This is a genomic window from Sphingobium sp. KKT206, from assembly GCF_055640555.1.
This window is the reverse complement of the sequence record NZ_CM145764.1, coordinates 1,910,919-1,929,712: the sequence shown is the minus strand read 5'-3', so window position 1 is coordinate 1,929,712 and position 18,794 is coordinate 1,910,919. Positions and strand designations below refer to the sequence as shown.

The window sequence follows — 18,794 nt, the reverse complement described above, 5'->3', positions numbered from 1 at the left end:
GTGTTGCACGACATTGCGGTCGGGCCGGTCGCGGAACAGCCAGCCGGAAAAATTGCGCCGCCATTTGCCATCGGCGCTGCTGCGCACGTCGAGTTGCACGAACGCGCCGGTGTCCTGCACATTTTCCCACGGCGCGCTGGTTTCGCAGGCCTGCAGGCGCACGATCGCGTCCCCCACCCGCACCGCTTCGCCGGGCTTGAGCGTCAGGTCGCGGGTCAGCCCGTTGCGCTTGTTGAGCAGGCCGACGACGGCAGTGCGCTCGGCCATGGGCGTGCCGGGCAGGCTGTCCTTGTCGGCGGAGCGGATCGCGGTGCCCTGAACCTTGACCGGCCCGGTCTGGTTGGCCACCGGCACCTCGCCATCGCTACAGGCGGCAAGCGCGAGCAGCGACGCGCCGATCAGGATCGACGGGGCAACGCCCGCCGCACGCCCGATCATGATGCGTCGGGGCTCCACGCTTCATAATCGCCGGTCGCCTTCTGGCGCAGGCCACCCTTTTCCATCGCGCCGGACGGGCGATAGGCATTCACCGTACCAGTGGCGTTGGGGGTATATTCGCGTTCCCAGATGCGCGGCGGCGGCAGGAAACTTTCCGGCGCACCCTCGATCGAATGGTGCAGCCAGCCATGCCATTCGGCTGGCACCCGGCTGGCGTCGTTGGCGCCATTATAGATGACCCAGCGCCGCGTCAGGCCATTCCCATCGACGCCGCCCTGATAATAGACATTGCCCTGATGATCCTCGCCCACTTTGCTGCCCTTGCGAGCGGTGAAGAGCGAAGTGCCGATGGTCGCGCCATCCCACCAGGTGAAGATCTTGCCGAGGATTCCCATGGCTCAAGCGCTTAGCCGCTGGAGCGGGGCGTTGGCAAGGCGGATATGCGAGAATCGAGAGGCGGATCGGGATGCGGAGCGCTGGGGTCGATCCACCCCTATCCGTTCGTTTCGAGCGAAGTCGAGAAACGCATGGCACAGCGCGAGAGGCTTCTCGACCACGCTCGAAGCGAACGGTTGGTGGCTGTTCGTCCTTTAGCGAGAGGCGGACGGGCAGAAATTGCGTTCGGTCGTCACCGTCTCCTGCGACACCGCGCACCCACCCCACGCAACCCGGTCGCCTTCCTTGATGCCGAGCGCCGCAGCGCGCCCGCCCGCCAGTTCCAGCACCGCCGCTACTGGCACACCCGCCGACACCGGCACGCGCGAATAGGGTTCGGTATCGGCCCGCAGGAAAGCGATCGTCCCGTCGGTGCGGATGAAGATCATGTCGAGCGGGATCAGCGTATCCTTCATCCAGAAACTCGCCGTGCGCGGCGGGTCCATCGGAAACAACATGCCGGTGGTTGGGCCAAGCTCCTTGCGGAACATCAACCCCTTCTCCTGCGCCTGCGGCGTATCCGCAACCTCGACATCGAACCGATGCGCCCCCTTGGCCGTGCGGATGACCACCGGCAGCAGCGCAGGCACGGCTTGCGCCTGCGCACCATTGTCGGGCGCGGCTTGCGGGCTGGAACAGGCGGCGAGCAGGCCAAGGGCGAGAATTGCGGCAAAACGGATCATGGCGATGTGCCTAAAGCGATTCGGGAAAGAAGGGGAGGGGGCATCGGCCGCGTCGCCAGCCTTTTTTGGCAGGCCCGCAAACGAAAGTCCCGTCTCCCCATCCGGGAGAAGGATACGAAGCCTTACCGAACGCAGTGAGGATGGGCGCAGTAGGAAAATGGCTCGACGCTGATGCCGGATGCTCCCGTAAAGCAGAATCAGCGCCATCTTAATTTAGTCGGTAGACTGTAGCTGCCCAACCAAAGCGATAGCGGGCAGCTACCTCTGGCAAGTATATGAGAAGACTGGTTATTTAGGGAAATGTATGCCGCATAGCTTATTTCCATCAGGGTCGCGAAAATAGGCGAGTACGATCATGCCCATGGACGCCGTTTCACGAGGACCGGGCTCTGCCTCAATCGACGTAGCGCCATTCGCCACTGCGACATCATGAAATTGTTTCACCTGCTCCGGCGAGTTGCATGAAAAAGCAATGGTGCCGCCGTTTGCGACGGTTGCAGGTTCGTCGTTGATGGGCTGTGTGACGATAAAATTAGTGCCATTCCCATTTTGGTAGATTAGGCGAGTGTGGCCACTGTCGGCTACGTTAACTGCTGCCCGCCCCACTCCAAGGGTGCCGAGTACAGTGTCGTAAAAGCGCTTTGCACGCTCGATGTCATTCGACCCAATCATCGTGTGAAAAAGCATGCATCATCTCCTGCGTTGGGGCTCATGATTGAACACCGCGTGCGGTCACGCAGTAGCAGATTGAGATATTGGGTCACGCTCGGATATGCACGCCGATGGCGATAGATTAGAACTGGCAGGCACAGGAACCGTACCTTGGGGGTGAAGCATGTCGGACGCGATTGCGAGACGGCCGCCAACGCCGATCCATCGCGCAACCAAGCTACTGGACCCAACATCTCTCGCTCTTACCCCAAGGGCGAAGTTGCGGGGATGGGCGCCCACGCCGCGATGTCGTTGCTGCCCAGCCGCTCAAGGGGATTGCGAGATAGATGGCGCGTACCCACCCCACGCCAAAACCCCTTCCAAAATAGGATTTCATCTGATCTATCCTTGCCGGTGAACCCCGATCCCGCCGCCGATCCGCCCGCGCCGTGTGCGACGGCCTCCCGCCCAAAACCCGCAGCCGCGTCGCCGACGCGCGGGTGGCGCGTCCCTGTGACCCGACAGGCACCGCATTGTGACCCAACCGGCGCGTCGCCAGCACTTCGTCGGCACTTTGCGCGCGCTTTTTCCCCAGTTTCCCGCGCAAAATCAGGCCAGCGACGGTGTGAACTTGCGCCCTGTGACCCTGCCGTGCCCCAGGCCCGCTATTCCTCCTCCTGCGCCAGCGCCTCGCCCGGCGCGGCGTCCACCCAGCGCCGTGCCACGGCATAATCATGGCCCGCCCGCAAAAAGGCGGCGATCGCCTTCTCCCGCTGCTTGGGGCCGAGCGGCGCAGTAGCATAGGGGCCGACCCGCTTGCGCCGCGCAAAGCGGTCCGCCGCCGCCCAGGCTTCGGCCGCGATCTGCGCATCCGCCTGCACCCGGTCTTCCTCGCCGATCCCGGCCGCGCGCAGATCCTGGTCGATCCGCCGCGCGCCGTAGCCGCGCCGGGCCAGCGCCCCGCTCTTCATCACCGCATAGCCCGCATCATTGATATAGCCCAGTTCCACGAAGCGATCGGCGAGGCCTTCGGGGTCGGCAGGCTGCTCGCCACCCCAGCCGCGCTCCTTGATCTTGCGCTTCAAATAGCTAAGCAGTTTGCCCCGGCTGGTCGCAAAGCGCGCGACATGGCGCAGCGCCATGTCGCGCATCGTCGCCTCATCGAGCGGCGGGGGGAGGCGTTTGGCGGACATATTCGCTTTCATGGGCCATGCGCCATGTTTATGCCACAGTCGGGCCGGAATTTTACCGTTCCTGTTCCGCTAAGAGGGAAAGCTGGAGTGCAATATCCGGTGCATGTCGCAGTCAAAGATGATAGCGGCCGCGCTTTCACGATTTTTAGACCATATGGTCACGCCAATATGACGGGTTCGCAAGAGATGATGGCACCAACGCCGACCACCGATGACCTGCCGCGCCGCTTCTCGGACTTCGAGACGCTGGGCGAGGCGCTGGACTATGCGGCGCGGGGAAAGCGGGGCCTGAATTTCCATGATGCGCGCGGCAATCTGGCGCGGCCCTATCCGTTCAGCGAATTGCGTGCCGACGCCGTCGCCTGTGCCCATCGCCTGATCGCCCATGGCGTCAAGCCCGCCGATCGCGTCGCACTGGTCGCCGAAACCGGGGCGGACTTTGCCCAGCTTTTCTTCGGCATCGTCTATGCCGGCGCCTGGCCCGTGCCGCTGCCGCTGCCGACCAGCTTCGGCGGCAAGGACAGCTATATCGACCAGCTCAATGTCCAGCTGACCAGTTGCGATCCCATGCTGTTCCTCTTTCCCCGCGAACTGGCCGACATGGCCGGGGAATCCGGTCGGCAAAAGGCGGTCGAAAGCATCGCGTTCGAGGATTTCATTGCCCGCGAAGCCGTCCCCTGCGCCTTGCCGCAAGCGCGCAGCGGCGAAATCGCCTATCTACAATATAGCAGCGGGTCGACCCGCTTCCCCCATGGCGTCGCCGTGACGCACCATGCGCTGCTCTCCAACCTGTCGGCGCACAGCCACGGGATGCAGGTGCAGGACAGCGACCGCTGCATCAGCTGGCTGCCCTGGTATCATGACATGGGCCTCGTCGGCTGCTTCCTCTCGGTCGTCGCCAATCAGGTGTCGACCGACTATATGAAGACCGAGGATTTCGCCCGCCGTCCGCTCGCCTGGCTCGACCTCATCAGCCGCAATGAAGGCACCTCGATCAGCTATTCGCCGACCTTCGGCTACGACATCTGCGCCCGCCGCATGTCGAGCCAGACCAAGGCGCAGGATCGCTTCGACCTGTCGCGCTGGCGGCTGGCGGGCAATGGCGCGGACATGATCCGCCCCGACGTGATGCAGAGCTTCGTCGATGCCTTTGCCGATGCCGGTTTCTCGCCCAGCGCCTTCCTGCCAAGCTATGGCCTCGCCGAAGCGACGCTGGCCGTCACCATCATGCCGCCGGGCGAGGGGATCATCGTAGAACTGGTCGAGGAAACCGACCTGTCGGGCGGCGACGCGACCGAGGGGCGTCCGCAACGCTTCCGTTCGATCGTCAATTGCGGCAAGCCCGCCAAGGACATGGTCGTGGAAATCCGCGACGAGGATGGCGGCCCGCTACGCGAGCGGCAGATCGGCAAGGTCTGGACCACCGGGCCAAGCCTGATGGTCGGCTATTTCCGCGATCAGGCCGCGACCGACGCCTGCATGGCCTCCGATGCCTCTGGCCGCATCTGGCTCGACACCGGCGATATGGGGTATCTGAGCGACGGCTATCTCTACATCGTCGGCCGCGCCAAGGATATGATCATCATCAACGGCAAGAATCACTGGCCGCAGGATATCGAATGGGCGGTCGAACAATTGCCCGGCTTCAAGCAGGGCGACATCGCCGCCTTCGCCATCACCACGCCGGGCGGCGAGGAAGCGCCCGCCGTGCTGGTCCATTGCCGCACCTCCGACAATGAGGAACGCTCGCGCTTGCGCGACCAGATTCGCGAGCGCGTGCGCGCCATCACCGGCATGAACTGCGTCGTCGAACTGGTGCCGCCGCGCACCCTGCCGCGCACCAGTTCGGGCAAATTGAGCCGGTCGAAAGCGCGCAACCTCTATCTGACCGGGGAAATCCGCCCCTACGACATCGCCGCCTGACAAAGTCGGATCGAGGTTACCAAATCATAACCCATAGCCGTTATCGCGGCACGGTGGGCAAGAGGGATCATCAGCAACGCGACGCGGATGGCCGGGAGCGGATAAGTCTCCGGGCGATGACGGGTCTGGGCACAATCGCCGACGACGCGCAATATCGCGTGCTGGAGGCGCAGTTTCGCGCCGCCGACAGCGTCGCCCTGCTGCGCCATGTGATGAACCTGCTGGGCCTGATTTTCGTCTGGGCCGTTTTCGCCCATTGCTGTTCGCCGATCTTGCTGGCCGGGTGGAGCGTGGCGCTGATCGGCACGATAATGTTGGGATTATGGCTCGACCGCAATCGTCGCCGGGCGGACAATGTCGGCCTGACTGCGCGGGATTTGCGTCGCCATGGGATGGGGGGCTTGGCGCTGGGCCTGTCCTGGGCGGGCTGCATGATGATCGTGGCCCATGCCGGGGAAACGGAGGAACTGGTCGCGCTGTGGACGCTGGTCAGTTGCATCATGGTTTGCAGCGCGATCAGCTACGCCGCCACGCCGCTGGCGGCGACGGCGTTTCTGCTGCCCTGCATCGGCGGCTTGTTCGCTATGTTCGGCGACGGCCTGCAACTGCCGCTGCACGCGCTCGCGACCAGCTATGCGCTCTCGCTGCTCGCTGGCTGCTTCATCTATGCGCGCACATTCGCGCACCAGCATAGCAGCACCGCGCAACTGGCGGAAAAATCCGAAGTCGTCAGCCTGCTGCTGCGCGAATATGAAGAGGGCGGCTCGGATTGGCTGTGGCAGACCGACACGATGCGCCGCATTAACGGCGCGTCCAAGCGTTTTGCCGAGACGATGGGATTGCCGCCCGAACAGTTGGAGGGCGTGCCGCTGGTTCAGATATTGGCAGGCAGCGCGTGGGAAAGCGGACGCTTCGCCGCCGGACTGCACAGCCTAGCCGATCATCTCAAGCGGCGGGAGAGTTTTTCCAACCTCGTGCTGCCGGTTGAGGTGTCGGGCAAGACACGCTGGTGGGAATTGTCCGCCTCTCCCCGCCACGACGATAATGGTGCTTTCCTTGGCTTCCGTGGCGTCGCATCGGATGTGACGGTACAGCGCGAATCGGCGGACAAGATTGCGCAACTGGCGCGGTTCGATCCGCTAACTGGCCTGCCCAACCGCAGCCATCTGCGCGAAGTGCTGGACCAGGCGGTAGCTGCCGCAGGCGCGCGCCGCCCCGGCTGCGCTTTCCTGATGGTCGATCTCGATCGGTTCAAGTCGGTCAACGATACCCTAGGCCATCAGATTGGCGATAAATTGCTGAGCGAGGTCGCTCGCCGTTTGAGCAAGGCCTGCCGTGGGCAGGAATTTTGCGGACGGATCGGCGGCGATGAATTTGCCGTGGTCGTGCCGTCCGCTCTCGACAATCATGCGATCGCCCAATTGGCAGACAGCATCATCGCCATATTGTCGGCCTCTTATCAAATCGATGGCCATATCCTCTATATCGGCGCGTCGATCGGATCGGCGCTGTCGCCGGTCGATGGGCGTGATTCCGAAGCGCTTATCCGCAGCGCGGACCTGGCATTGTATCGCGCCAAGGATGACGGCGGCGGGGTCCATTACGCCTATGAGCCGCAACTCCATGCCAAGGCCGAGGAACGCCGTCTGCTGGAACTGGCGCTGCGCGCGGCGCTGGAAAAGGACCAGATGCACGTTCTCTATCAGCCGGTGGTGCAGGCCGATAGCGGTCGGGTCGTCGGTTTCGAAGCTTTGGCCCGCTGGACGCATCCCGAACTGGGGCCGATCTCGCCCGCCAAATTCGTGCCGGTGGCCGAAGAAGCGCGGTTGATCGCACCCATCGGTGAGTGGGTGTTGCGTACCGCCTGCATGGAAGCGGTGAATTGGCCCGATGACGTGCGGATCGCGGTCAATGTATCGGCCGAACAGTTGAGCCATCCGAGCTTCGTCGCGACCGTCGTGTCCGCCTTGGCGCAGAGCGGCCTGGACGCACGGCGGCTGGAACTGGAAGTCACCGAAAGCGTGTTCATGAACGAGGATGCGGGCGCTTTGCGCGTGCTGGATCAGTTGCTTGGGCTGGGTATCCAGCTTTCGCTTGACGATTTCGGTACGGGCTACAGCTCGCTTGGCTATCTCAGCCGCACGCGCTTCACCACGATCAAGATCGACCGCAGTTTCGTGGTCGGCGCGTCGAAGGATGTGGCGGAAAGCCTGGCGATCATCCGCGCCGTTGTCACACTGGCCGATAGCCTGGGGATGGCGACGACGGCGGAGGGCGTGGAGACAGAGGCGGAACTGGCGATGGTATTGGCGCTGGGCTGCAAGAAGGTGCAGGGCTTCTATTTCGGACGGCCCATGTCCGCCGACGACGCAGGCGCTCTGTTCCTGGCGGCGCCCGAACGGCTGATCGCCTGATCAACCGCCGCGCAGCAACCGTTCGACGGTAGTCCAGAGCGCGGCAAAATCCTTGGCCGGGGGGGAGTTGGGCGCGAAGCTCCCCAGCGGCTTGCGGCGCACCGTCATCTGTTCGATCATGCTGGCCATCGGAATGGCGGGCCAACCAGGATGTTCGTCCAGCGCCTTGCGATGCAGGCTGCGGCGGCGATCGACCATCGAATAGACCGGCAAAATCGGCGCATGTGCTCCGCCGCGTTCGACCAGATAGCGTGCGACCTCGCCCATGGCCCGCTGCGACAAGGGGGAGGGGATGACTGGAATGACGATCAGGTCAGCGGCGCGCAACACCTGCTCGCTGGTTTCAGTGAGGCCCGGCGGGCAATCGAGAATGATGCGGTCATAATCCTTGCCCAGGCTTTCGATCAGCTTGGACAATCGCTTCTTCTTGTCCATCTCCCGGAAAAGATGATCGAGGCTGCGCAGCGACGTGTCCGCCGCGATCAGGTCCAGTCCCGGCACGGTCGAAGGCTGGATCAGTTTCCTGACCTCGACATCCTTGCTGAAGATCGCCTGCGCGGCATCGCGACTCTTGCTGTCGGTGGAGACAAGCCAGCTGGACGCCGCCTGCGGATCGAGATCCCACAACAGGGTGCGGCGCTTCGATATGCTGGCCGATGCCCAGGCAAGATTGATCGCGAATGTGGTTTTGCCCACGCCACCCTTGAGACTGTAGACCGCGATGGTCGCCAATGCCGGTTCCTTTGCCATGAGGCGTGAAGCTACGGCTTCCGTCCGCCAAAGCAAGCGCTCAATCATCCTCATGTTACGCGACGGTGACGCAATCCATGCCGATTGACAGTGTGGGCGCGGAAACGCATATGGCGACCGCGAATCATTCGCAATATCATTATAAGCAGATCATCGGGGGGCATCGCCATGCCAAAGTCGCACGTCATTCTTTTGTCCATCACGGCATCGCCGCTTGCGCTGTTGCTCGTCGCGCCCGCACAGGCGCAGACCTCTGCGCCGACCGAGGCGACGGAAGCAGACCAGATCATCGTCACGGGTTCCTACACCACCAATGAGAAACTGGGGTCAGCGACGGGGCTGGGCCTGACCATTCAGGAGACGCCCCAGTCCGTGACGGTGATGACGGCGCAGCGTATGGAGGATCAGGCGATCCGAACGCTGAGTGATGTCATGAACAATGCGGCGGGCGTTTCGGTCAAGGCGCTGGACAGTTCGCGCAACGGCTTTTCGGCGCGCGGCTTCGACATCAATATCTATCAGATTGACGGCATCCCTGTGCAATGGGACCAGGGATTCAGCGCGGGCGAATCCAATCTGGACGTCATTATCTACGAACAGGTCGAGATCGTGCGCGGTGCCACGGGTCTTCTGACCGGCGTCGGCAATCCCTCGGCTTCGGTCAACCTGGTGCGCAAACATGCCGACAGCGACCATCTGACCGGAACGTTGACCGCTTCGGCAAGCCGCTGGGACAATATTTTCGTCATGGGCGATATCAGTGCGCCCATCACCGCCGATGGCGCCGTGCGCGGCCGGATCGTGGCCAAATATGAGGAAGGCGACAGTTTCATTGACCGCCTGCACAACAAGAAACTCGTCCTATACGGCGTGATCGACGCTGATGTCACGGTGGACACGCATCTGCGCTTCGGCGCCAGCTATCAGGACCATGATGCCAGCGGCACCCAATGGGGCGGTTTGCCGACCTGGTTTTCCGATGGCTCCCGCACGGATTGGAGCCGGTCCCAAAGCATCGGTGCGGACTGGACGACATGGCCCGCGAAAAATGCCACCTATTTTGCCGATGCGACGCAGCAACTCGGCGAACGGTGGCAATTGCGCGTTTATGGCAATTATACGCAGAACAGCAGCGACATGCGATTGCTGTTCCTGTCGGGGCAGCCGGACAAGGATACGGGTCTTGGCATGACGGCCTCGCCCAGTCGCTTTGACGCGCGGCGCAACCAGTTCGATGTCGGCATCCGGCTGAATGGCAGCTACGCGCTGTTCGGTCGCGACCATGAATTGATGGTCGGGGCAAGCTATGCCAAGCAGGATATGGACTTTTTCGGCTATGCGCGCAGCAATGTCGCGACGCCGGGTAATTTCCTGACCTGGGATGGCAGCTATGCCGAACCGACCTGGGGCGCGCGCAGCCATCAGGTGGACCTCGCCACCAAGCAATGGGGCTATTTCGCATCGACGCGGGTCAATCTCGCGGATTCGCTCAAGCTCATATTGGGCGGGCGACTGAACAGCTGGGATCGCACCGGCGGCTATTATGGCATGGCGATCGATTACGGCATCCGCGACAAGTTCACGCCCTATGCCGGGCTGCTGTACGATATCGCACCGGGCCATACGCTCTATGCCAGCTATACCGACATTTTCCAGCCGCAGCAGATACGGAACCGCAACGGCCAGTTCCTCGATCCGCTATCGGGCAGCACCTATGAGGCCGGGCTCAAGAGCAGCTTCTTTGGCGGGCGGCTGAACACAGCGCTGTCGGTCTTCCGCATCGAGCAGGATAATTTCGGCGTGCTGGACGGCGACATTCCGGTGCTGGGTACGGAAAATGAACAAGCCTATCGGGCGATCAAGGGTGCCAGAAGCACCGGATTCGAAGTCGAGGCGAATGGCGAAGTGCTGCCCGGCTGGTCGGTCAGCGGCAACTACACCCAGTTTCGCGCTAAGGATGCGAACGGCGCGCGTATCAACACGCTTTATGCGCAGAAGTTGTTGCGCCTATTCACCACCTATAAGCTGAACAGCCTCACAATAGGCGGCGGGGTCAATTGGGAAGGGTTGAGCTATACCGACGCGGTCAATCCGGTGACGGGCGCGGCGGAACGGTTGGAGGTCAAGCCCTATGCGCTGGTCAACCTGATGGGCCGATATGAGTTCAAGCCCGGACTGTCGGCTCAGGTCAATGTCGAAAATCTGTTCGACAAACATTATTATTCGCAGATAGGCTTTTACAACCAACATGCTTTCGGCGAGCCACGCAATGTCACGCTGACGCTGCAATATCGCTTTTGAGAAGGCGGAGGGCAGGCACGTCGCCTGCCCTTCGCTCCAGCGTCACAGAACGTCACGCGCCTTTTCGGGCGGCCGGGCAATGACCGCGCCCTTTTCCGTGATCACGATCGGTCGCTCGATCAGGATCGGGTGCGATATCATTGCATGAAGTATGTCCGAATCGCTGTCCGTATTGAGGCCGATCTCCTTCACCACGGCCTCTCCCTTGCGCAGCGCCTGCGCGGGGGTGACGCCAGCCTTGGCGAACAGCGCTTCGAGTTCGGCACGGCTCGGAGGGGTCTTGAGATAGTCGACGATCTCGACCTCCACGCCCGGCGTCGCTTGCAGGATCGCAAGCGCCTGGCGCGATTTCGAACAGCGGGGGTTATGCCAGATGCTGGCCTTCATGGCTGGCCGTCGCGGGCCAGCCATTCCTCCAGCCACTTGATCGTATAGTCGCCGTTGAGGAACTCAGGATCGCGCAGCAGCGCCTGATGCAACGGAATGGTGGTCTTCATCCCCTCGATCACATATTCCTCCAGCGCGCGTTTGAGGCGCATGATCGCGCCCTCGCGGGTGCGGCCATAGACGATCAGCTTGCCGATCATGGAGTCGTAATAAGGCGGCACCTTATAGCCTTGATACAGACCGCTATCGACGCGGACGTGCATGCCGCCGGGGACGTGATAGCTGGTCACGGTGCCGGGCGAGGGGGCGAAGGTGCGGGGGTCTTCGGCGTTGATGCGGCATTCGATCGCATGGCCCGAAAACACGATATCTTCCTGCGCAACCGACAGTGGCCGACCCTCGGCTATGCGGATCTGTTCGCGCACCAGGTCGACGCCGGTGATCATCTCGGTGACGGGATGTTCGACCTGCAGCCGGGTGTTCATTTCGATGAAGTAGAATTCCCCATCTTCCCACAGAAATTCGATCGTGCCCGCGCCGCGATAGGCCATGTCGGCCATCGCCTTGGCACATATGCCGCCGATACGCTCGCGATCGGCTTGGCCCAGCACCGGGGAGGGGGCTTCTTCCAACACCTTCTGGTGGCGGCGCTGGAGCGAACAGTCGCGCTCGCCCAGATGGATGGCATTGCCCTTACCGTCACCGAACACCTGGATTTCGATATGGCGGGGGTTGCCCAGATATTTTTCGAGATAGACGGTCGCGTCGCCGAACGCGGCCTTCGCTTCCGACCCGGCCTGCTGCATCAGCGTTTCCAGATCGTCGGGCGAGGTGCAGACCTTCATGCCGCGACCGCCGCCGCCGGACGCGGCCTTGATGATGACCGGATAGCCGGCCTTCTCCGCGATCGCCTTCGCTTCTTCCAGGTCGCTGATCGCGCCATCGGAACCGGGGACGAGCGGCAGGCCGAGTGCGCCAGCGGTGCGCTTCGCCTCGATCTTGTCGCCCATGGTGCGGATATGTTCGGGCTTCGGCCCGACGAAGGCGATGCCGTGGGCTTCGACGATCTCGGCGAATTTGGCGTTTTCGCTCAGGAAGCCATAGCCCGGATGGATCGCGTCCGCGCCGGAGATTTCGGCGGCAGAGATGATCGCCGCGACGTTCAGATAGCTGTCGCGCGCAGCGGGCGGCCCGATGCAGATCGCCTCGTCGGCGAGGCGCACATGCATGGCGTCGGCGTCGGCGGTGGAATGGACCGCGACCGTCTTGATGCCCATTTCATGGCAGGCGCGATGGATGCGGAGCGCGATTTCGCCGCGATTGGCGATGAGCAGCTTTTCAATGGCCATGGGGTATAGCGGCCTTATTCGATCACGATGAGCGGCTGGTCGAACTCGACCGGCTGGCCGTTGTCGACGAATACGGCCTTTACCGTGCCCGATACCGGCGCGGGAATCGCGTTCATCACCTTCATGGCTTCGACGATCAGCACGGTTTCACCAGCGGCAACCTGCGACCCGATGCGGGCGAAGGGCGCGGCGCCGGGTTCGGCCGACAGATAGGCGGTGCCGACGATCGGCGAGCGGACCAGCGTGCCGGCGGGCATGGCGGGTTCAGCGGCTGCCGTTACAGGCGCAGCGGCGGGAGCGGCGGCTGCGACGGGCGCTGCGGGTGGCGCGGCGTAGACGGGGGCCATGGCCCCGGCCTTGCGCGCGACGCGGATCTTGCGATCGCCGTCTTCGACCTCGATTTCGGTCAGGTTGGTGTCGTCCAGCAGCGCGGCCAGTTCGCGCACCAGGGTAACGTCCACCTGCATCGCGCCCTTGTCTTGCTTGTCGTTCATGGTTGACCCTTGTTTGCCATTCTAACGTATCTCTAGCGGCCAGCGCCTATGCCGGTTTGCGGCAAAGCGCAACTTTGTAACGTCCGGCCGATCGAGCGCAACGCCGTATCCGCCGATGCTATAGTTCCAGCGCCGCTTCGAGCGCGAGCATATAGGAGAGGGGGCCAAAGCCCGCGATCGTCCCCTTTGCCGCCATGCCGACATAGCTTTTATGGCGGAAAGGCTCGCGGGCATGGGGGTTGGACAGGTGAATTTCGATCACCGGCACGCTGATCGCCTTGATCGCGTCATGCAGGGCGACCGAGGTGTGGGTCAGGCCGCCGGGATTGATGATGACCGCATGCGCCCCTTCGCCATGGGCTTCCTGCAACCAGTCGATCAGATGGCCTTCATGATTGGACTGGCGAAAATCGAGGACGACATGGGCGCGGGTTGCGGCATCCTCCATCCGTTCGGCGATGTCGTCGAGCGTGTCATAACCATAGATTTCCGGCTCGCGCGTGCCCAGCAGATTGAGATTGGGGCCGTTGAGAACATAGATTTTGCGACTATCCGCCATGGCGATCCCCCTTGCATGTTGCGGCTGGGGCGATGCCGCCCCTATATGCGGCTCAATCCTTAGCCTTTCGTGCCGCGCCAAGTCGAGGCACGTTTCCTTTTTGCAAGAACGGGACCGCATATCGTGAGCGTCGACGGCACCATATCCATCCATATCAATGGCGAGCATCGTCGCGTGCGCGAAGGGCTGACGCTGGCGGCGCTGGCAAGCGAACTGGGCTTCGTGCCGGAAAAGGTGGCGGTGGAGCGCAATCTGGCGGTCGTGCCGCGCTCGACCTTGCAGGACGTGATGGTCGAGGATGGCGATGAGCTGGAAATCGTGCATTTCGTCGGCGGTGGCGACATCGCTCCAGCGGGCGACGATAGCTGGAGCGTCGCAGGCAAGACATTCCGCTCGCGGCTGATCGTCGGCACGGGCAAATATAAGAGTTTCGAGCAGAATGCAGCGGCGGTCGCGGCATCGGGCGCGGAGATCGTCACCGTGGCCGTGCGCCGTGTCAATGTGTCGGACCCCAAGGCCCCGATGCTGACCGACTATATCGACCCGAAGGTCATCACCTATCTGCCCAATACGGCGGGCTGTTTCACGGGCGAGGACGCCATCCGCACGCTGCGTCTGGCGCGGGAAGCGGGCGGTTGGGAATTGGTGAAGCTCGAAGTGCTGGGGGAAGCGCGGACGCTCTATCCCGACATGGTCGAAACGCTACGCGCGACCGAAATATTGGCCAAGGAAGGCTTCAAGCCGATGGTCTATTGCGTCGATGATCCGATCGCGGCCAAGCGACTGGAGGATGTCGGGGCGGTCGCGATCATGCCGTTGGGCGCGCCGATCGGGTCTGGGCTGGGTATCCAGAACCGGGTGACGATCCGACTGATCGTGGAGGGCACCAAACTGCCGGTATTGGTAGATGCAGGGGTCGGCACCGCGTCGGAAGCGGCGCAGGCGATGGAACTGGGCTGTACCGGCGTTCTGATGAACACGGCGATCGCCGAGGCGAAAGACCCGGTGCTGATGGCTGCGGCGATGAAGGCCGGTGTCGAGGCAGGCCGTATGGCCTATCGCGCGGGGCGCATGGGCAAGCGTATGTATGCCGACCCGTCCAGTCCTTTGGCGGGACTGATCTGACGCGCTTTCGCGACCGCAGTAAATTGACCGGCGGCCCGCTTGTCCCCTATGGGCAGGATCACGTTGAGGAGGAGAATAAGCGATGGTGAACAAGCTCTACCCTGATGCGGCATCGGCTCTGGAAGGCCTCCTCTTCGACGGGATGCAGCTATGTGCGGGCGGGTTCGGCCTGTGCGGCATTCCCGAACGACTGATCGATGCGATCCGCGATTCGGGCGTCAAGGATTTGACCATCGCGTCCAACAATGCCGGGATCGATGGCGAGGGGCTGGGCAAGCTGTTGCGCACCCGGCAGGTCAAGAAGATGATTTCCTCCTATGTCGGCGAAAACAAAGAGTTTGAGCGGCAATATCTGGCGGGCGAGCTGGAGGTGGAGTTCTGTCCGCAGGGGACGCTGGCCGAACGGTGCCGCGCAGGGGGCGCGGGCATTCCCGGCTTCTACACCAAGACGGGCGTCGGGACGGCCGTGGCCGAGGGCAAGGAAGTCAAGAATTTCGACGGGCAGGATTATATCCTGGAGCGCGGCATCTTCGCCGACGTGGCGATCATCAAGGGCTGGAAAGCCGATGAGAGCGGCAACCTGATTTTCCGCAAGACCGCGCGTAACTTCAACCAACCGATGGCGACGGCCGCGAAGATATGCGTTGCCGAGGTCGAGGAAGTGGTGCCGGTCGGCTCACTCGATCCCGATACGATCCATCTGCCCGGCATTTATGTGAAGCGCATGATCGTCGGCGCGCCCTATGACAAGAAGATCGAGTTTCGCACCGTAAGGCAGCGGGAAGCGGCGTGAGGGCAGTGGCGCTGCGCGCGGTAGCGGTGGCATCGTTGCTGACGATGGTTGCCGCCTGTGCGCCCATGCCGCAACCGATTGCCCCGCCGCCCGCCAATCCGCCCGCCGGGATGCAATATCTCTACGGGTCGGGCGAGGCGGCTGCGCTGTCGGTGCAGGCATTTGCCATGCTGGCGTCCCATGCCACCGCGACGGCCAAAGCGCGACCGGCGCAGTCCGTCGTGCTGACATCGGGTGCGTCGCTCGACCAGCCACGCTTCGTGCCGTGCGGGGACAAGCCTTTTGCCGCTGTGTTCGATGTCGACGAAACCGTGCTGCTGAACATCGGCTATGAATATCATGATGCGCGGTCGGGCAAAGGCTATGACGAAGCAGCATGGGATGCGTGGGAGCGCACTGGCGCAGGCGCGGTCAGCCCAGTGCCTGGCGCGGTCGCGGCGCTGGCGCAATTGCGGGCGGCGGGCGTGACCGTGGTGTTCAACACCAATCGTTCTGCCGCCAACGCAGCGGCAACGGCGCAGGCGATCAGCGCGGCGGGCCTTGGGCAGGCGGTGCATGGCCAGACGCTGTTCCTGCAAGGCGATGATGCCATGGGATCGGGCAAGGATGGGCGCCGGGCGACCATTGCTTCGCGCTATTGCGTGATTGCGCTGGGCGGTGACCAGCTCGGTGATTTTTCCGACCTATTCAATGCTGGCCAACCGGTCGCTGCCCGACGTGTGGCGACGACAACGCCTGCGATTGCGGCCTTGTGGGGAAGGGGTTGGTTCGTCCTGCCGAACCCTGTCTACGGCAGCGGCCTCAAAGGCGGATTTGACGATGTTTTTCCAATGGATAGAAGGTGGGCCTTGCCTACCGATGGGGAGAAGAACTGATGCCCTGGACTCGTGACGAAATGGCCGCACGCGCGGCAAAGGAACTCAAGGATGGCTTCTATGTGAATCTGGGCATCGGCATCCCCACGCTGGTGGCCAACCATATCCCCGCTGGCGTGGAAGTCACGCTCCAGTCCGAAAACGGGATGCTGGGCATCGGTCCCTTCCCGTTCGAGGGGGAGGAAGATGCCGACCTCATCAACGCGGGCAAGCAGACGATCAGCGAATTGCCGCAAACCGCCTATTTCTCCTCCGCTGACAGTTTTGCGATGATCCGTGGCGGGCATATCGACCTGACCGTGCTGGGCGCGATGGAAGTCGCGGAAAATGGCGACATTGCCAACTGGATGATCCCCGGCAAGATGATCAAGGGCATGGGCGGTGCCATGGATCTGGTCGCTGGCGTCAAGAAGATCATCGTGGTGATGGAGCATACGTCCAAAAATGGCGATCCCAAATTCATTCCTGCATGCACCCTGCCGCTGACCGGCCGCAATGTCGTGGACATGATCATCACTGACCTGTGCGTCTTCCAGCGGCCCGATCATGACAGCCCGTTCAAGCTGGTCGAACTGGCCCCCGGCGTCACGGCCGAGGATATAGCCGCCAAGACCACCGCGCATTTCGTGCAATAAGGGACGGCTGATGAGCCTCGATGGCACCTATGATGCGGGCAATCCGTTTGCCCTGATCATCGCAGGGAAAATCCCGGCGACCAAGCTGTATGAGGATGACGACACGCTCGCTTTTCTCGACATACAGCCGCAGTCGAAGGGGCATGCGCTGGTCATTTCCAAATGGTCGAAGGCGCGTAACATTCTGGAGATTGAGCCTGAGGCGCTGGCGCAGGTGATGGCGACGGTGCAGAAAGTCGCGTGCGCCATCCGCTCCGCGCTGAAGCCGGATGGCTTGCATATCGCGCAGTTCAATGGCGCACCGGCCGGGCAGACGGTGTTCCATCTGCATGTCCATATCGTGCCCCGCTGGGACGGGCAGGCCGCCGGGTTTGCCACCCATGGGCAGGGCGCGTTCGCCGATGCCGACGCGCTCGGCGCGCTTGCCGACGAGATTCGCGCGCAACTTTGATGGCTTGGCCCTTGATCTTCGGCGCGCACTGACATGGTGCTGCGTCCTTTCAATGCCCCCGGCGCGCGGCTCGCGCTGCGGTCCAAGCGTGCCAGCCCGAACCTGACAGGCGGCGCAGGCGATAGCGAGATCATCCTCGATCTGTCGCGGCTGCTCTCGCGTTCCTTTCATGCAGCACCCACCGGCATCGACCGCGTCGAATATGTCTATGCGCGCGAATTGCTGGAGCGCATGCCCGATCGCCTGTCCTTTGCGGCGGTTCATCCGGCGGGCGGCTATTATGGGCGGCTGAACAGCGCCGCGGTGCGCCAATTCCTGGCCTCGACAGCGGCTAAATGGCGCAATCCGGGCCTCTATGATGCGGCCGAAGGCAAAGCGGCGGCGATCCGCCATATGTTCGCCACCCGGCCGCGCCCGGTGCCGCGCGCTACCCGACCACGCATCTATCTGCAGGTTTCCCCACACCATCTGGACGATCCCAAGCAGGTCGGCGCGATCCTGCGGGCGGAAGGCGCGAAGTTCGTGACCTTGGTGCATGACGTGATTCCGCTCAGCCATCCAGAGTTCGCCCGACCGCAGGGGGCGGAGGAGCATTTGCGGCGCGTGCGGTCCATCGATGCCTTTGCCCATGGGATCATCGGCAACAGCCAGGCGACGATCGACGCGCTTGCCCCGCATATGCGGCGCGGGCTGGAGGGACGAGCGATCCGCGTCGCCCATTTCGGCGCAGACGCGCCCGACATATTCGGCGCCCCGCGCGAGGACGTCCCCGACCGCCCCTATTTCGTCTACATCTCCACCATAGAGCCACGCAAAAATCACCTGCTGCTGCTCAATATCTGGCGGCGCTTGATCGAGACGATGGGCGATGACGCACCCATGCTGGTGCTGATCGGTCGGCGCGGCTGGGAAAACGAAAATGTCATCGACATGCTGGAGCGCGGCGAAGTGCTACGTGGCCATGTGATCGAAGCGGGCGAGGTTTCCGACAACCGAATGCAGGCCTTGCTCGCCCATGCCCGCGCGATGCTGATGCCGTCCTTCATCGAAGGGTTCGGGATGCCGGTGGTCGAAGCGCTGGCGGCGGGCGTGCCGGTCATTTGCAGCGACATTATCGCCCATCGCGAGGTTGGCGGTGATGCACCCGATTATCTCGATCCTCTCGATGGATTAGGCTGGATGCGGATAATCTGTGCCTATGTCGCTGAAGATTCGCCGGAACGCGCGGCGCAGCGCGCGCGTATCGCGCAATGGCGCGCGCCGACATGGCGCGACTATTTCGACATTATCACGGGTCTTCTGGAAGAAGTGACAGAGTCTGTTTCTTGACGTGCGACT

At 62.8% G+C, this 18,794-nt stretch carries 18 protein-coding genes and 1 pseudogene; 9 read left to right on the top strand and 10 right to left on the bottom strand.

Annotated elements, in window-relative coordinates:
• Positions 1-30: 30 nt before the first annotated feature.
• From ACZ2HM_RS09115 to ACZ2HM_RS09095, 5 genes and pseudogenes are all read right to left on the bottom strand, one after another.
• Positions 31-267 (bottom strand): annotated as a pseudogene (locus ACZ2HM_RS09115) (DUF2155 domain-containing protein); the annotation flags it as partial.
• Between the two features lie 167 nt (positions 268-434).
• Positions 435-833: an NADH:ubiquinone oxidoreductase subunit NDUFA12 gene (locus ACZ2HM_RS09110; RefSeq protein ID WP_037476915.1), complete on the bottom strand. Its 399-nt coding sequence runs from the start codon at positions 831-833 to the stop codon at positions 435-437.
• A gap of 195 nt (positions 834-1,028) precedes the next feature.
• Entirely contained in the window at positions 1,029-1,556 is a 528-nt protein-coding gene (locus ACZ2HM_RS09105; protein WP_470425082.1) for a DUF192 domain-containing protein, read from the bottom strand.
• Between the two features lie 288 nt (positions 1,557-1,844).
• Positions 1,845-2,243 (bottom strand): VOC family protein, encoded by a 399-nt coding sequence (locus tag ACZ2HM_RS09100; protein ID WP_470425081.1) that lies wholly within the window; start codon positions 2,241-2,243, stop codon positions 1,845-1,847.
• A gap of 629 nt (positions 2,244-2,872) precedes the next feature.
• Complete coding sequence (locus ACZ2HM_RS09095; RefSeq protein WP_470425080.1) at positions 2,873-3,400, bottom strand: regulatory protein RecX; 528 nt, start codon at positions 3,398-3,400, stop codon at positions 2,873-2,875.
• Between the two features lie 186 nt (positions 3,401-3,586).
• Between ACZ2HM_RS09095 and ACZ2HM_RS09090 the strand changes: the two genes are divergently transcribed.
• Both ACZ2HM_RS09090 and ACZ2HM_RS09085 read left to right on the top strand, forming a co-directional pair.
• A complete protein-coding gene (locus ACZ2HM_RS09090) occupies positions 3,587-5,323 on the top strand; it encodes a fatty acyl-AMP ligase (protein ID WP_470426826.1) in 1,737 nt (578 codons plus the stop codon).
• 116 nt (positions 5,324-5,439) lie between these two features.
• The gene (locus ACZ2HM_RS09085) at positions 5,440-7,737 is read left to right on the top strand and encodes a putative bifunctional diguanylate cyclase/phosphodiesterase (protein WP_470425079.1); all 2,298 of its coding nucleotides are present in this window, start codon (positions 5,440-5,442) and stop codon (positions 7,735-7,737) included.
• Here ACZ2HM_RS09085 and ACZ2HM_RS09080 read toward each other — a convergent pair whose 3' ends face one another.
• Positions 7,738-8,487 carry a ParA family protein gene (locus ACZ2HM_RS09080; protein WP_037479079.1) on the bottom strand — a complete coding sequence of 250 codons (750 nt, stop codon included), beginning with the start codon at positions 8,485-8,487 and terminating at the stop codon, positions 7,738-7,740.
• A gap of 168 nt (positions 8,488-8,655) precedes the next feature.
• Between ACZ2HM_RS09080 and ACZ2HM_RS09075 the strand changes: the two genes are divergently transcribed.
• The gene (locus ACZ2HM_RS09075) at positions 8,656-10,788 is read left to right on the top strand and encodes a TonB-dependent siderophore receptor (protein WP_470425078.1); all 2,133 of its coding nucleotides are present in this window, start codon (positions 8,656-8,658) and stop codon (positions 10,786-10,788) included.
• A 42-nt stretch (positions 10,789-10,830) separates the two neighbouring features.
• On the opposite strand, the gene arsC is transcribed toward ACZ2HM_RS09075, so the two are convergent.
• The 4 genes from arsC to aroQ form a co-directional block, all read right to left on the bottom strand.
• A complete protein-coding gene (arsC, locus tag ACZ2HM_RS09070) occupies positions 10,831-11,175 on the bottom strand; it encodes an arsenate reductase (glutaredoxin) (protein WP_037477270.1) in 345 nt (114 codons plus the stop codon).
• The gene (gene accC / locus ACZ2HM_RS09065) at positions 11,172-12,524 is read right to left on the bottom strand and encodes an acetyl-CoA carboxylase biotin carboxylase subunit (RefSeq protein ID WP_037477272.1); all 1,353 of its coding nucleotides are present in this window, start codon (positions 12,522-12,524) and stop codon (positions 11,172-11,174) included. Before accC ends, arsC begins: the two co-directional genes overlap by 4 nt.
• Positions 12,525-12,538: 14 nt before the next feature.
• Positions 12,539-13,018, bottom strand: a complete 480-nt coding sequence (gene accB, locus ACZ2HM_RS09060; RefSeq protein ID WP_313923456.1) for an acetyl-CoA carboxylase biotin carboxyl carrier protein — start codon at positions 13,016-13,018, stop codon at positions 12,539-12,541.
• 118 nt (positions 13,019-13,136) lie between these two features.
• Positions 13,137-13,577: a type II 3-dehydroquinate dehydratase gene (gene aroQ / locus ACZ2HM_RS09055; protein ID WP_313923457.1), complete on the bottom strand. Its 441-nt coding sequence runs from the start codon at positions 13,575-13,577 to the stop codon at positions 13,137-13,139.
• A gap of 123 nt (positions 13,578-13,700) precedes the next feature.
• On the opposite strand from aroQ, the gene thiS reads away from it, so the two are divergent.
• The 6 genes from thiS to ACZ2HM_RS09025 all read left to right on the top strand — a co-directional run bounded on the left by thiS (position 13,701) and on the right by ACZ2HM_RS09025 (position 18,785).
• A complete protein-coding gene (gene thiS, locus ACZ2HM_RS09050; protein WP_076605529.1) occupies positions 13,701-14,702 on the top strand; it encodes a sulfur carrier protein ThiS in 1,002 nt (333 codons plus the stop codon).
• Positions 14,703-14,784: 82 nt separating this feature from the next.
• Positions 14,785-15,495: a CoA transferase subunit A gene (locus ACZ2HM_RS09045; protein ID WP_037477278.1), complete on the top strand. Its 711-nt coding sequence runs from the start codon at positions 14,785-14,787 to the stop codon at positions 15,493-15,495.
• A gap of 44 nt (positions 15,496-15,539) precedes the next feature.
• Positions 15,540-16,370: an HAD family acid phosphatase gene (locus ACZ2HM_RS09040; protein ID WP_052027799.1), complete on the top strand. Its 831-nt coding sequence runs from the start codon at positions 15,540-15,542 to the stop codon at positions 16,368-16,370.
• Positions 16,370-17,005, top strand: a complete 636-nt coding sequence (locus ACZ2HM_RS09035; RefSeq protein ID WP_037477281.1) for a CoA transferase subunit B — start codon at positions 16,370-16,372, stop codon at positions 17,003-17,005. Before ACZ2HM_RS09040 ends, ACZ2HM_RS09035 begins: the two co-directional genes overlap by 1 nt.
• A 10-nt stretch (positions 17,006-17,015) precedes the next feature.
• Positions 17,016-17,456 carry an HIT family protein gene (locus ACZ2HM_RS09030; RefSeq protein ID WP_037477283.1) on the top strand — a complete coding sequence of 147 codons (441 nt, stop codon included), beginning with the start codon at positions 17,016-17,018 and terminating at the stop codon, positions 17,454-17,456.
• A 33-nt stretch (positions 17,457-17,489) separates the two neighbouring features.
• A complete protein-coding gene (locus ACZ2HM_RS09025; protein ID WP_037477285.1) occupies positions 17,490-18,785 on the top strand; it encodes a glycosyltransferase family 4 protein in 1,296 nt (431 codons plus the stop codon).
• Positions 18,786-18,794: the final 9 nt, after the last annotated feature.

Coding starts and splice junctions, on each gene's coding strand:
- ACZ2HM_RS09085 (WP_470425079.1), top strand. CDS start 5,440: ATGACGGGTCTGGGCACAATCGCCGACGACGCGCAATATCGCGTGCTG.
- ACZ2HM_RS09030 (WP_037477283.1), top strand. CDS start 17,016: ATGAGCCTCGATGGCACCTATGATGCGGGCAATCCGTTTGCCCTGATC.
- ACZ2HM_RS09095 (WP_470425080.1), bottom strand. CDS start 3,400: ATGTCCGCCAAACGCCTCCCCCCGCCGCTCGATGAGGCGACGATGCGC.
- aroQ (WP_313923457.1), bottom strand. CDS start 13,577: ATGGCGGATAGTCGCAAAATCTATGTTCTCAACGGCCCCAATCTCAAT.
- ACZ2HM_RS09075 (WP_470425078.1), top strand. CDS start 8,656: ATGCCAAAGTCGCACGTCATTCTTTTGTCCATCACGGCATCGCCGCTT.
- accC (WP_037477272.1), bottom strand. CDS start 12,524: ATGGCCATTGAAAAGCTGCTCATCGCCAATCGCGGCGAAATCGCGCTC.
- ACZ2HM_RS09090 (WP_470426826.1), top strand. CDS start 3,587: ATGATGGCACCAACGCCGACCACCGATGACCTGCCGCGCCGCTTCTCG.
- ACZ2HM_RS09025 (WP_037477285.1), top strand. CDS start 17,490: ATGGTGCTGCGTCCTTTCAATGCCCCCGGCGCGCGGCTCGCGCTGCGG.
- ACZ2HM_RS09040 (WP_052027799.1), top strand. CDS start 15,540: ATGGTTGCCGCCTGTGCGCCCATGCCGCAACCGATTGCCCCGCCGCCC.
- ACZ2HM_RS09105 (WP_470425082.1), bottom strand. CDS start 1,556: ATGATCCGTTTTGCCGCAATTCTCGCCCTTGGCCTGCTCGCCGCCTGT.
- ACZ2HM_RS09045 (WP_037477278.1), top strand. CDS start 14,785: ATGGTGAACAAGCTCTACCCTGATGCGGCATCGGCTCTGGAAGGCCTC.
- accB (WP_313923456.1), bottom strand. CDS start 13,018: ATGAACGACAAGCAAGACAAGGGCGCGATGCAGGTGGACGTTACCCTG.
- arsC (WP_037477270.1), bottom strand. CDS start 11,175: ATGAAGGCCAGCATCTGGCATAACCCCCGCTGTTCGAAATCGCGCCAG.
- ACZ2HM_RS09100 (WP_470425081.1), bottom strand. CDS start 2,243: ATGCTTTTTCACACGATGATTGGGTCGAATGACATCGAGCGTGCAAAG.
- ACZ2HM_RS09035 (WP_037477281.1), top strand. CDS start 16,370: ATGCCCTGGACTCGTGACGAAATGGCCGCACGCGCGGCAAAGGAACTC.
- ACZ2HM_RS09080 (WP_037479079.1), bottom strand. CDS start 8,487: ATGGCAAAGGAACCGGCATTGGCGACCATCGCGGTCTACAGTCTCAAG.
- ACZ2HM_RS09110 (WP_037476915.1), bottom strand. CDS start 833: ATGGGAATCCTCGGCAAGATCTTCACCTGGTGGGATGGCGCGACCATC.